We start from the raw sequence: 13340 nt of genomic DNA, 5'->3' as shown, positions 1-13340 counted from the left end.
TACCGTGCATGATCTCCTGCCTGCCATTCACTGAATTGATGTAAGACAAACCGGGCAAAGAAAAAGCCCGCTGTAAAACGGGCTTTTGTAACGCATTGCAGGATGCAGAATGAGCGCAAATTAATGCTGCAACAGTTCATTGACTTCTGTCAGATCGCTGTCTTTCAGCGTGCCGGCGGCAGACTTCAGACGCAAACCATTCATGATCGTGTCGTACCGCGCTTTTGCCAGATTCTGACGTGTGGTGTACAGCTGCTGCTGCGCATTGAGCACGTCGATATTGATACGTACGCCGACCTGATAACCCAGTTTGTTGGAATCGAGTGCAGACTGACTGGAAATTTCAGCCGCCTCATAAGCCTTCACCTGTGCCAGACCGCTGGTCACGCCGGTATATGCCTGACGTGCGCCGAGTGCCGCGCTGCGACGGTTGGCCTCCAGATCATTGCGCGCCTTTTCGTGCAGGGCAACGGCTTCTTTCACTTTGCTGTCGACAGCAAAACCGGCAAACAGCGGGATGCTCCACTGCACGCCGATCGTCGTCGGTTTCACCACACCGGTTCCGGTAGCGGAAGCACCGCCCAGAGAAGTGCGTCCTGTCGAAGCCACCAGATCCACAGTCGGATAATGACCTGCACGGTTTCGCTCGATATCGCGCTTGGCGATCTCAGCAGCCACATCCGAAGCCACGACATTGAAATTCTGTTTTTCAGCGGAAGCAACCCATTCGTTCACCGATGCCGGCTGCGGCGAACTCAGTTTCACACCGGACTTCAATGTGGCCAGATCACCGGCCTCCTTACCGATAATCTGCTGCAATGCCGAGCGCTTGACCTGCAAATCGCTCTGGGCCGCAAACTCCTGCGCAATCGCCAGATCGTAGCGCGACTGGGCTTCATGCGTATCTGTGATGGTCGAGGTGCCGACTTCAAAATTCCGTTTGGCGGACGCCAGCTGCTCAGAAATCGCCACTTTTTGCGCTTGCAGGGTAGTCAGCGTGTCCTGTGCGGCGAGCACATCAAAATAGGCCTGGCCGACCCGCACGATCAGATCCTGCCGTGCCTGTGCGAATTGCGCTTCGCTGGCCATGACTGATAATTTTCCCTGCTCATACTGCTGCCAGTTAGCCCAGCGGAATAAAGGCTGGGACAGCGCCAGCGTCCAGGTGTTATTGGTGCCGGTATAGCTGCGGTCAGCAAATGGCATATCCGGTTGCGAATCAGTCCGGGTGCGGGTATCGCTGCCGCTGAGACCGATGGTCGGCAGCAGGCCGGCGCGTCCCTGCACCGATTTTTCCTGACCGGCAGTCAGCGAAGACCGGGCACTCGCGAACTGAGGATCATTCGCCAGCGCATCCTGATAGATCTGGACCAAATCTGTCGCACCGGCATTAAGAGAAAAAAACACACCTGCGAGCAGGGTCGCAATGTCAGAATTACGCATGAAACGCTCCGAGTCAAAAAAAATCAATTAATAGGTCGGCATCCGCGGATCAACCTGCTGCGACCACGCATGCACTCCGCCTGTCAGGTTAATGACCTGGCCAAATCCCTGACGTTCCAGAAAGCTCGCCACCTGCATGCTGCGGCCGCCGTGATGACAAATACAGACAATCGTCTCTTCCGGATCAAGCTCACTGACGCGCAATGGCACGGTGTGCATCGGCATCAGTTTTACACCACTGATATGACAGGTTTCGAATTCCCAAGGTTCCCTGACATCGAGTAAAACCGGGGATTTTTTACTGCTGTCAGCCAGCCACTGGGACAGCTCTGAAGCGGTGATATGTTGCATATAGTCCCTGCTCAAAAATCGGTATCAGAAATGGAAAGCCGATGAAGCAACCGCACCCGGCGCTGGCGGCACGACGGTATCAAATACTTCGCGGCTGTCAAATCCGGCATCGGACTGACGTGTCACCACCACACCGCGCATGACCGGCAGCTGACCAACGATGGCGAGCAAACGGCCATTGACGTTCAGCTGTTTTTTCAGCTGTTCCGGGATCGATTCCAGTGCACCGGCCACCACGATCACATCATAAGAACCGGCATGCTGGCCGGCAATGCCATCTGCCAGCAGCACACTGACATTGCGCACACCATTGGCTGCCAGATTTTTTTCTGCCAGCTCTTTGAGCAACGGGGAAGTTTCCAGCACGGTCACATGGCGCGTCATATGTGCCAGTAATGCCGCCAGATAACCGGAGGCAGCACCGATCAGCAGCACCGATTCCTGCTTCTTCAATCCCAGTTCCTGCACAATGCGCGCTTCCAGTTTCGGGCTCATGGCCTTGGCACCACCCGGCAACGGTAACTCGGTGTCGAAGAAAGCCAGTGATTTCTGGGCTTCCGGGAAATAATTTTCGCGTTTCACAACGATCAACATATCCAGAATGTCTTTGTCCAGCACATTCCAAGGGCGGATCTGCTGTTCGATCATATTGAAACGGGCTTTTTCGATATTCATTTGTACACTCGGCTGCTTAAATTAAAGGAAACCAGCATTTTATCAAAGGGGATGCCCGGATTGCGGTTTTGATTGTGGTTCTGACTGAGAATCGGACGTATCTGCACCACGCCATTGATTCCCGAACCAGGTCCCCAGATCGTCCAGATAGGTATAAATCACCGGCACCACCACCAGCGTCAGCAAGGAAGAAGTGATAATGCCGCCGATCACGGCCTGCCCCATCGGCGCCCGCTGCTCCGAGCCTTCTGATAATGCAAACGCTAGCGGCACCATGCCAAACACCATGGCCAGCGTAGTCATCAGGATAGGACGCAGACGAACATGCGCCGCTTCCAGCAAGGCATCAACCCGGGACATGCCTTCTTTTCTGGCCTGATTGGCAAAATCAACCAGCAAAATCGCATTTTTGGTCACCAGCCCCATCAGCATGATGAAACCGATAATCGAAAACATATTCAGCGTAGAGCGGAAAAACATCAGCGCCAGGAAAACACCGATCAGCGTCATCGGCAATGCCGACATGATCGCCACCGGCTGCAGGAAACTGGCAAACTGCGACGCCAGAATCATGTAGATGAAAATGATCGCCAGCGCCAGCGCCGACAAGGCATAACCGAATGATTCCGCCATATTCTTGCTGGCGCCCCCCATTTTGTAACGGTAACCGGGCTGCCATTCCATCGCATCCAGCACTTTTTTCAGATCTGCGCTCACGGCGCCAGCTGAACGTCCGACCACATTGGCGGACAATTCCACTTCACGGTTCAGATCGCGCCGGTTAATCTGGTTGGCGCCGGTGGACGGTTTGATATCAGCGATCTGGCGCAACGGAACCATTTTCGGCGAGCCATCGGCATTGAGCTGCGAACTGGCCAGCATCAGACGCGACAGGTCATCCGGATTATTGCGGTCATCAGGCGACAAGCGCACCGACACATCATAATTTTCATCATCCGGGGCACGCCAGGTGGACGCAGCCTCTCCGGCCAGCAAAGGACGCAATGCCGCGCCGATCTGCGCCACTCCGACGCCCAGATCAGCGCCGATATCCCGTTTCGGCGTAATCGAAATTGTCGGTTTTTCAGCCTTCAGGCTGGTATCAATGTCGACCACGCCGGGAATGGCGCGCAGTTTTTCCTGCACTTTTTCCGACAGCCGCCCCAGCTCTTTGAGATCCGTCCCCTGCAGGCTGAAACGCAATTGCTTGTTATCGCCGCCCACACCATCGAGTGCGCCGATGTGGGTGACGGTAATGCCGGCAATCTGCGCCAGCCGGTTCCGCAGCGGAACCGCCATCTGGGTCGTGCTGCGCACCCGGGCCTGGCGCGGCACCAGGCGGATGAAGGTCGTCACATAGTTTTTACCCAGTGCAGCGCCGGTATTGACGGTGCTGTAGGTATCCACCACTTCGGGAAATTCTTTCAGCACGGCTTCGACCTGATGTACCTTGCTTTCCGTCAGCTCCAGCGAAGATCCGACCGGTGTATAAAACGTGATTCCGGTTTCCGAATAATCGGCCTGCGGTACAAATTCTGTTCCGATCAACCCGGTACCCGGTATCGCCAGGCCAGCGAAAAAGGTCAGCGCGGCGATCAGCAATGTTTTTATCCGGTGTCGCAAAGACCAACGCAGCATCTGCTGATACGCGGCGGAAAACCATTGCACACCGCGTTCAAACTGCGCCAGCAGGCGGCCAATCGTGCGGGCATACCAGCCGCTGCGCGCATGTTCGCCATGCGCATCCGGATCAGGCCAGATGGATGACAGCATCGGGTCCAGCGTGAAGGAAACAAACATGGAAATCAGCACAGCGGCGGTCACAGTAATACCGAACTGATGGAAAAACCGGCCAATGATCCCGCCCATGAAGCCGACCGGCAAAAACACGGCAACGATCGAAAACGTGGTGGCCAGCACAGCCAGTCCGATCTCTGCCGTTCCTTCCAGCGCCGCCGTATGGTGGTCTTTGAAACGGCCGTTAATCCGCATCGATGCATGCCGTACAATGTTTTCGCGGACCACGATTGCATCGTCGATCAGCAGTCCGACGCACAGCGACAGCGCCATGAGGGTAATCATATTGATCGTGAATCCGAACATATCCATGAACAGGAAAGTACCGATCAGCGCCACCGGCAATGTCAGGCCGGTGATGACGGTCGAGCGCCAGGAATTCAGGAACAGGAACACAATCAGCACCGTCAGCAATGCGCCTTCGATCAGCGTGCGGCGCACGTTTTCGACACCGACCCGGATCTGACGCGAACCATCCTTGATGATCTGCAGTTTCACGCCGGGGTATTGCGCCTTGAGCTGGGGCTCCAGCGCTTTGAGCGCGGCAATCAGGCCGTCGGCCACTTCGATGGTGTTTTGTCCCTGCGCTTTCAGGATATCGAGCGCAATAGTGCGCTGGCCGTTATACAGCGCCAGACTTTCCTGTTCTTCCTGCCCGTCCACCACGGTTGCGATCTGTGACAGCAACACTGGCTGGCCGCCGCGCTTTGCCACGATCAGACGCGAGAAATCTTCCGGATTTTTCACGCGCCCCTGTATCTGTACCACTTTTTCATTATCCAGAGACCGGATGGCGCCGGTCGGCAACTCCTGATTTTCATTACGGACCGCCGTGATCACCTGATCGACGCCAATGCCGAGTGCTTCCAGTTCATTCGGTTTGAGATAAATCTTGATCTCACGCTTGACGCCACCGACCAGCGTGACGGAACCGACACCGCGCACGTTTTCCAGCCGTTTCTTGACCAGTTGATCGGCGATCGTGGTCAGCTCACGGAAACTGCGCTTTCTGACCCGGTCGTCACCTGTCACTGAAACAGAAAAAATCGGTTTATCCGAAGGATCATAACGGGTTACCCGCGGTTCTTTGACCTCTTTGCGGAAATTCGTCTTGACCAGAGCCACCTTTTCGCGCACGTCCTGCGCGGCCTGCGCCGGATCGACGTTCAGATCAAATTCCATGATCACCACCGACGATCCTTCGTAAGAACGGGATGTCAGCGCGCTGATGCCGTTAATCGTATTGACCGCTTCCTCCACCTTGCGGGTGATATCGGACTCGATCGTTTCAGGTGACGCCCCCGGATAATCCGTCTGGATCACCACCACCGGAAAAGTAATGTCGGGAAACTGATCAACCCGCATGCGCTGATACGAAAACAGCCCGAGCACGACAAAGGCCATCATCATCATGGTCGCCAGTACCGGATTACCAATGCTGATGCGCGTGAACCACATGATCAGCCTTTCACCGCGGGAGCAGGCAATGGCACCAGCCGGACCGGTATGCCGGCACGCATGCTGCCCAGATTATTCCTGACGATGGTCATGCCCGGCGCCAGCCCGGCGCTGACTTCGGTGACGGCATTGCCCTGACTGTCGCCCGCCAGACCGGGGGTGATCCATTTCTGCTGTACCGCATTATTCTCGATTGCATAGACAAACGGCTTACCGGCTTCGTACTGCACGGCTGCCTGGGGAATCAGCAGCACGCCGGATTTTTTCTCAACGACCAGCTCGGCCTGTGCAAACATTCCGGCACGCAACTGCAAATCCGGGTTGGCGATCTGCACATACGCCATGATGGAACGCGAACCGGAAACAGTGGCCGGATTGATGCGTACTACTTTGCCTTCCACCGGACTGGCGATGCCTTCGATCCGCACCTGCACCTGCTGTCCCACACGCAGACGGCTGATTTCCATTGCGGGGACGGCGGCTTCCAGTTCCATCGTGCGCAAATCCACCACATCCAGCAGGCGGTTATCGGCAGAAATTTTTTCGCCCGGCTGCACACTGCGATTGCTGATCAGGCCGGCCATCGGCGCGCGCACCTGGGTATCGGCCAGCGCCTTCTGCGCGACAGCCAGCGCACCTTTCGCACTGTCCACATTCGCCACAGCGATCGCATACTGGTTCACGCCATTGTCGTAAGCGTTTTTGGAAATGAAATTCTTGGCCAGCAGCGCCTGATTATTGTCGCGCGCCTGTCTGGCAATATCGAGCTGCCCCTGCGCTGCCGCCAGTGCGCCCTGCGCCTGCGCCACACGCGCCTCATAGTCGGAAGGGTCCATGCGGATCACCACCTGTCCCGGCTGCACGCTTTCGCCCTCGCGCACCAGCACATCCCGCACGTCACCGGCGACCCGGGCTTTGATCTGCGCCTGATTGAAAGCACGCAATGCACCGCTCAGGCTCAGCAACCGGGATACATCGCCCTGCTGCACAACAGTCACGTCGGAGGGTAAAAATTCCAGTACCTGCACTGGCTGCGCCGCTGCTCTGGCAGCCGCCTGCACGGCTGACGCTGGAGCCGGATCAGCCGCATGTTTTCTGGATACAAACGCTGTCACAGCCAGTCCGGCCGCCGCGCTTGCCAGCACTGCGATCAGCCATTTTTTACGGGTAGTCAGCATAGACGGAATTTCCTGATATTATTTTTTTAACCGATGACACACCAGCCGCAGCCTGTCTCCCGGAGTCTCCCGGAGTCTCCTGTAACGGCCGGCAAATTCTTCAGGCACGCCGGATCAGCAATCCATGCAAGGCCATTTCAATGTAATGCTCCAGATACACATCCAGTTTCTCCGGTGCGACTTCGCAGACACCGGCAGAGTGCTTCCACATCATCATCATGATCATCGGCGCAATCAGCAGGCGGGCATCAATCTCCAGATCGACATCACGGATCTCGCCGCGCGCCATACCCCGCCTCAGCATGGTGGCGACCATGCGCTCACCGCGATTGACCACTTCATCCTGATAAAAACGCGCCAGTTCAGGAAAATTCCCCGCCTCGCCCATCATCAGCTTTGGCAGCCCGGACAATTTGGTATTACCGACGTTATCCCACCAGCGATGCATCACATTACGGAACAGCTCTTCCGTATGCCCTTCAAATGCATCAATCACGCCTTCTGCCTCGCCGATCATCGGTACGATACTTTCCCTGACCACGGCCTTGAACAAATCTTCCTTGCTGGAAAAATACAAATACAAAGTACCTTTGGAGACCCCCGCCGCGCGCGCCACATCATCCAGCCGCGTCGCGGCGAAACCGCGTTCAACGAACAGATCAAGGGCAGCAGCGAGCAGCTCCTGAGGACGCGCTTCTTTGCGGCGCTCCCATTTGGGTTTAAATGGACATGACATAAAACATTACTCAATCGGCTCAGGTATCATCCTGCCCGCCGGCACCGCGCATCAAGACGGTGCGATCCGGCAAAAAGCAGTGATACAAATAACTTACTCACGAGTCAGTAATGTAATCCTCTCCCCTGGCAGCGTCAAGCAAAGGCTGGATCGCATGATGCCGGATACCCTCTGCAGTTGCCATCTGTCTGCGACAAAGTGCAGGATTCCTGCCACGAATGCGCAAAAATCATGCGTGAATGGCAAGAAGCTCTCAACATCTGCATCAGACCCCGGCGGCTTCGGCTTGCGCATCCGCTACAATGCCGGGCGAAATCTCCGGACAGCGACACTGACACGGCGCCGGGAACAGAAACACAGTCAACCGATTCGTATCATCCCGATCTTTTGAAAGCATGAACAACACCATGGAATGCCGTCCCGGCTGCGGTGCCTGCTGCATCGCCCCGTCAATCACCAGCCCGATTCCGGGCATGCCGCACGGCAAACCTGCAGGCACCGCCTGTCCGCAGCTGATGAACGATATGCGCTGCGCAATTTTTCAACAGCCGGACAGACCCGGCTGCTGCTCCGGGTTACAGGCATCGCTGGAAATGTGCGGAGAAAGCCGCGAACAGGCAATGATCTGGCTGCAACGGCTGGAACTCGCAACGCGTCCGGAAACGCAGTGAAGCCGTGCCGGCGGAAGAACGCAGGAAGAGGTCGTGAGACACAGCAATACCAGTCAACGTTGGCTGGTATTGCTGTTAAGGCGGAAGTAACTGAGGTATTTGAGGTAACGGTTTACAGCTTGATGCGCATCGAATCGCCGTTTGCAAAAAACAGCGCGATACCATCCTCATGCGCTCTGGCACGGACAATCTGCTGATCCAGACTGCTGGCGGACAGGCGCTTGCCATCATGCCGGAAAATGCCAAACCACGATTTGGCAGCTGCACCGGAACCCGGAGCCGCATTGGCAGTCAGCAGCAGGCAGTCGTGTCCGCCGATCACGGCGCTGGCAGCCAGCATCGCGCCGCGTAAAAACATGGCGGGCAGATGGGCGGCAATGATCGCCTGTTCCTGATAATGCACCTGCAGCAGCAGGCTTTTCATGGCCCGGATCGGCACCACCTGAAAATAGTAAGCGCCCATGCTGACCGGCTGGTCTGCGCTGATGATGGCAGAGGCCAGAAAGTCCGGTGCGCCCTGAACGGCGGACAGCGCGGAAGGATTGGAGGTGATAACAGGTGGCATGCCGGTGCTCCCATAAGCAGAAATGCGGCCCTGAAGGGCAAACTGACCAGTGAACCGGGCCGGCTGCGCTCTTCAGATCAGCCGGCAACAACGATCTAATATGGGAAAGCATCTTTTAAATCGATATGCGCTGCAATTTATCAATAAAAGGTATTAAAAAACGATACCAGTTGTCTTAAAAACCGCAACTCTCACCCGCGGCTGCCACCACAGGCAGACATAACGGATTCACTACTCAACATACTCCCCTGGAGTATTTAAAAAGACCCTTTATTTTTAATGACGTCCGGCGTGTTTTAATGATTTATCGGGGGGAGTATCTGAAACAAAGGCAAAACATCCGCTGTCATTCCTGCAAATTTCCGTGCCTGCCCTTGCGGCACATGATAAGCTGCGAGCCGCTCCTGTTTTTTATCAATTTCTCTTTCCCGGCGACCCCGATTTACACTTACCGACCACTGACACATTATGGATTTACTGCTTGCAATCAAAGTCATCATCATGGGCATTGTCGAAGGGCTCACAGAGTTTCTTCCGATTTCCTCCACCGGTCACCTGATTCTGACCGGCAGCCTGCTGAACTTCACCGGTGAAACGCAGAAAGTTTTTGAGATCGTGATTCAGGCCGGCGCTATTTTTGCCGTCTGCTGGGAATACCGCGCCAAAATCGCGGCGGTGTTGGGCGGACTGGCCAGCGATGCCAAAGCCCGCCGGTTTGCGCTGAATCTGATCATTGCTTTTTTACCGGCGGCGGTGCTCGGCGTTCTGTTTTCCAAAAAAATCAAAGCCGTGCTGTTCGCTCCGGTGCCGGTTGCCCTGGCATTCATCATCGGCGGGCTGATTATTCTCTGGGTGGAACGCCGCCAGCAAGGCAGCGACACCCATGACGATCGTCATGCCCGGATTCAGTCGGTGGATGACATGGGTGTGCTGGATGCCCTGAAAATCGGTCTGGCGCAAGCATTTGCGCTGGTTCCCGGCACCAGCCGTTCCGGCGCCACCATCATCGGCGGCATGCTGTTCGGCCTGTCCCGCAAGGCAGCGACGGAGTTTTCTTTTTTCCTCGCCATTCCGACCTTGCTGGGCGCCACGGTATATTCGCTGTACAAGGCGCGTGAGGATTTATCGATGGCGGATTTGCCGATGTTCAGCCTCGGCACTGTGTTTGCATTTATCTCAGCCTTTTTCTGCGTGCGCTGGTTACTGCGTTATATCAGCTCGCATAATTTCAATGTGTTTGCCTGGTACCGCATTGCTTTCGGCATCATGATTCTGCTGACCGCTTACACAGGCACGATCCAGTGGGTTGATTAATTAGTGCCAGCAGTTCCTCAGTCCTCGAATACAGCCAATACCGCCGGCCAGGCATTGCATCTGCTGCAGACGGTATTCGGCTATCCGGCATTCCGTTCACAACAGGCCCAGATCGTTGAGCACGTCGCGCATGGCGGCGACGCGCTGGTGCTGATGCCGACCGGTGGCGGCAAATCGCTCTGTTACCAGATTCCGGCACTGATCCGCAGTGGTGTCGGGATCGTGGTGTCGCCGCTGATTGCGCTGATGCAGGATCAGGTCGATGCGCTGGCCGAAGTCGGCGTGCGTGCCGCCTTCCTCAACTCGACCCAGAGTTTTGACGAGATTCTGGCGGTCGAAAAGAAAATGCGCGAAGGCGAACTCGACCTGGTGTATATCGCGCCGGAACGCCTGCTGACACAGCGTTGCCTGGAGCTGCTGGAAATTGTCGAGATCGCGCTGTTTGCCATTGACGAAGCCCATTGCGTCTCACAATGGGGTCATGATTTCCGCCCCGAATACATCCGCCTGTCGCTGCTGCATGAACGCTTCCCGCATGTGCCGCGTATTGCACTCACCGCCACGGCAGACCAGCAGACGCGGGATGAAATCATTCATCGGCTGCAGCTTGGCAATGCGCTGCAGTTTGTGTCTTCGTTTGACCGCCCGAATATCCGCTATCAGATCGTCGAAAAAGCGAATGGCCGCAAGCAGCTGCTCGATTTCATCCAGGCGCAGCACAATGGCGATGCCGGTATCGTGTATTGCCTGTCGCGTAAAAAAGTTGAGGAAACCGCAGATTTTCTGAATGAGCACGGCATCACCGCCCTGCCGTATCACGCCGGCATGGAACTGACGGACCGCAGCCGCAACCAGGCACGTTTTCTGCGCGAGGACGGTATCGTGATGTGCGCCACGATTGCTTTTGGCATGGGGATTGATAAACCGGATGTGCGCTTCGTTGCGCATCTGGACCTGCCAAAAAGCATCGAAGGTTATTATCAGGAAACCGGCCGCGCCGGCAGGGACGGCGCCACCGCCAATGCCTGGATGGCGTATGGCCTGCAGGACGTGGTGCAGCAGCGGCGCATGATTGATGAGTCCGATGCCAACGAAACCTACAAGCGGGTACAGGGCGTCAAACTGGACGCCATGCTGGCGTTGTGCGAAACCCTGCAATGCCGCCGTATGCACATTCTGGAATATTTCGGCCAGCCGTCCGCCCCCTGCGGCAACTGCGACACCTGCCTGCATCCGCCGACGTCATTTGACGGCAGCGTCGCGGCACAAAAGATTTTGTCCACGATTTACCGCGTCGATCAGCGTTTCGCAGCCGGGCATGTCATCGACATCCTGCGCGGCATCGACACCGAGCGCGTCCAGCAATGGCGCCATACGCAGCTGTCCACCTACGGCATCGGCGCTGAAAAAAGCGAGGCAGAATGGCGCGCCTTATTGCGCCAGCTGATTGCGCAAGGACTGGTGGCCGTCGATTACGACAATTACAGCTCCCTGATACTGACGGAACAATCCCGCGCGGTATTGCGCGGCGAACTGAAAGTACAGCTGCGGCAATACAAAAAAGCCGACAAAGCCGTGCGCCACAAGCGGCAGTCAGCCAAAGATTTTACCGAAACCGAACTCAGCAACAGCGAGCAAGTGCTGTTCGATAAACTGCGCTGGTGGCGGGTGGAAACCGCACGCACCCACAATGTCCCGGCTTATGTGATTTTTCCCGATGCCACCCTGCGCGAAATTGCACGCCAGTCGCCTGCCACACTGACGGCACTGCGCGGCATTTCGGGCGTCGGTGATAAAAAACTCGACAGCTATGGCGCACAGCTTCTAGATCTGATTCAATCGCAGATGAGCCCCTCTTCCGCCTGAGCTGCCATGTCCCGTTCCGAACGCCTGCTGCAACTGATGCAGATACTGCGCCGCTACCGCTACCCGGTCAGCGGTGCGGCACTTGCGCAGGAGCTGGGGATCAGCCTGCGCAGCGTGTATCGCGACATTGCCAGCCTGCAGGCGCAGGGAGCACGCATCGAGGGCGAGGCCGGGCTCGGTTATGTCTTGCAGCCGGGTTTCACGCTGCCGCCACTGATGTTTTCCAGCGAAGAAGCGGAAGCCATTGCGCTCGGCCTGCGCTGGGTGACCGGCCGCGCCGACCAGCGTCTGTCGGCATCGGCCAGAGACGCACTGGCAAAAATCACGGCGGTGCTGCCGCCCGAACTGCGTCACGAACTCGACCACACCGGTCTGCTGATCGGCCCCAGCGCCAGCTCTCCCGGCAATCCGGAATGGCTGCACGCGGTCAGGCTCGCCGTGCGTCAGGAACGCATACTGAGTATCCATTATGCCGATGAGCGCGGCAACACCAGCGAGCGCCGCATCTGGCCCTGCGCGCTGACTTTTTTCGATCATGCCCAGGTGATCGTGGCCTGGTGCGAACTGCGCCAGAGCTTCCGTCACTTTCGCACCGACCGTCTGCATGCGCTGAACGATACCGGCGAACGTTACCCGCAATCGCGCCAGAAACTGCTGAAACGCTGGAAAGAAGAACTGCTTGCTTCCGACAGCCGCAACACATCCACTGTCACTGCTGACAAAAACTGACACTGGCAACGCCGACAATATCGCTAACGGTTCGCATCCCGCGGACCGGCGATAAAAAAGGATCGGTCATGAACTCTCAAGCTTACTTCATTCAATACGTCAATCATCCTCTGGAAAGCGCTGCCTGGTATGAGCGTCTGCTCGGCAAAGCGCCAGTTGAGGCCAGCCCTGGTTTTGCGCTGTTTATTCTCGGCGGCGGCGCCAAGCTCGGCCTCTGGAAACGCCAGGATGTTTTACCGGTTGCCGGCACCCCTTGCGAATGCGCGCAGGCGGAACTGTGCCTGCCGGTTACCTCCGAAGCGGCACTGCATGAGGCTTACGGGAAATGGCAGCAATTGGGTATCCACATCCTGCAAACACCGACGGCACTCGATTTTGGTCTGAGCTGCACGGCAGAAGCACCGGACGGCCACAGACTGCGTTTGTTTTATCCAACGATGTAAACCCGCCATCGCGACAAACGCGGAAGGTAGACTGCGGTGCGCCGCAAAAGAACACTTCAGCAGCGCCCCGCGCCGGATTGACCTCACTCTGGCGGTCAGGTCAATCCGCCCGGG

The 13340-nt window shown here is 56.7% G+C and carries 12 protein-coding genes; 5 read left to right on the top strand and 7 right to left on the bottom strand.

The window, feature by feature from the left end; translation table 11 throughout:
• Window positions 1-120: 120 nt before the first annotated feature.
• The 6 genes from H8K27_RS03855 to H8K27_RS03830 all read right to left on the bottom strand — a co-directional run bounded on the left by H8K27_RS03855 (window position 121) and on the right by H8K27_RS03830 (window position 7638).
• Complete coding sequence (locus H8K27_RS03855; RefSeq protein ID WP_186861856.1) at window positions 121-1443, bottom strand: TolC family outer membrane protein; 1323 nt, start codon at window positions 1441-1443, stop codon at window positions 121-123.
• Between the two features lie 27 nt (window positions 1444-1470).
• Window positions 1471-1794, bottom strand: coding sequence for a rhodanese-like domain-containing protein (locus H8K27_RS03850; protein WP_186861855.1), 324 nt, complete (start codon window positions 1792-1794; stop codon window positions 1471-1473).
• Between the two features lie 24 nt (window positions 1795-1818).
• The gene (locus H8K27_RS03845) at window positions 1819-2469 is read right to left on the bottom strand and encodes a protein-L-isoaspartate O-methyltransferase family protein (RefSeq protein WP_186861854.1); all 651 of its coding nucleotides are present in this window, start codon (window positions 2467-2469) and stop codon (window positions 1819-1821) included.
• Between the two features lie 42 nt (window positions 2470-2511).
• The gene (locus tag H8K27_RS03840) at window positions 2512-5724 is read right to left on the bottom strand and encodes an efflux RND transporter permease subunit (RefSeq protein WP_186861853.1); all 3213 of its coding nucleotides are present in this window, start codon (window positions 5722-5724) and stop codon (window positions 2512-2514) included.
• A gap of 2 nt (window positions 5725-5726) precedes the next feature.
• Window positions 5727-6902: an efflux RND transporter periplasmic adaptor subunit gene (locus H8K27_RS03835; RefSeq protein WP_186861852.1), complete on the bottom strand. Its 1176-nt coding sequence runs from the start codon at window positions 6900-6902 to the stop codon at window positions 5727-5729.
• A 100-nt stretch (window positions 6903-7002) separates the two neighbouring features.
• Window positions 7003-7638, bottom strand: a complete 636-nt coding sequence (locus H8K27_RS03830; protein WP_186861851.1) for a TetR/AcrR family transcriptional regulator — start codon at window positions 7636-7638, stop codon at window positions 7003-7005.
• 407 nt (window positions 7639-8045) lie between these two features.
• Between H8K27_RS03830 and H8K27_RS03825 the strand changes: the two genes are divergently transcribed.
• Window positions 8046-8309, top strand: coding sequence for a YkgJ family cysteine cluster protein (locus H8K27_RS03825; RefSeq protein ID WP_186861850.1), 264 nt, complete (start codon window positions 8046-8048; stop codon window positions 8307-8309).
• 112 nt (window positions 8310-8421) lie between these two features.
• On the opposite strand, the gene H8K27_RS03820 is transcribed toward H8K27_RS03825, so the two are convergent.
• Window positions 8422-8874, bottom strand: a complete 453-nt coding sequence (locus H8K27_RS03820; RefSeq protein WP_186861849.1) for a hypothetical protein — start codon at window positions 8872-8874, stop codon at window positions 8422-8424.
• A 468-nt stretch (window positions 8875-9342) separates the two neighbouring features.
• Between H8K27_RS03820 and H8K27_RS03815 the strand changes: the two genes are divergently transcribed.
• The 4 genes from H8K27_RS03815 to H8K27_RS03800 all read left to right on the top strand — a co-directional run bounded on the left by H8K27_RS03815 (window position 9343) and on the right by H8K27_RS03800 (window position 13226).
• Entirely contained in the window at window positions 9343-10188 is an 846-nt protein-coding gene (locus tag H8K27_RS03815; protein ID WP_186861848.1) for an undecaprenyl-diphosphate phosphatase, read from the top strand.
• A gap of 3 nt (window positions 10189-10191) precedes the next feature.
• Window positions 10192-12054, top strand: a complete 1863-nt coding sequence (recQ, locus tag H8K27_RS03810; protein WP_186861847.1) for a DNA helicase RecQ — start codon at window positions 10192-10194, stop codon at window positions 12052-12054.
• 6 nt (window positions 12055-12060) lie between these two features.
• Entirely contained in the window at window positions 12061-12783 is a 723-nt protein-coding gene (locus H8K27_RS03805) for a helix-turn-helix transcriptional regulator (RefSeq protein WP_186861846.1), read from the top strand.
• A gap of 68 nt (window positions 12784-12851) precedes the next feature.
• The gene (locus H8K27_RS03800) at window positions 12852-13226 is read left to right on the top strand and encodes a VOC family protein (protein WP_186861845.1); all 375 of its coding nucleotides are present in this window, start codon (window positions 12852-12854) and stop codon (window positions 13224-13226) included.
• Window positions 13227-13340 lie beyond the last annotated feature (114 nt).

The sequence above is a fragment of the Cognatundibacterium griseum genome (assembly GCF_014284195.1).
Taxonomy (GTDB): domain Bacteria; phylum Pseudomonadota; class Gammaproteobacteria; order Burkholderiales; family Burkholderiaceae_D; genus Undibacterium; species Undibacterium griseum.
Note: the sequence above shows the minus strand (reverse complement) of the source record. Positions and strands in the feature narration are given on the sequence as shown.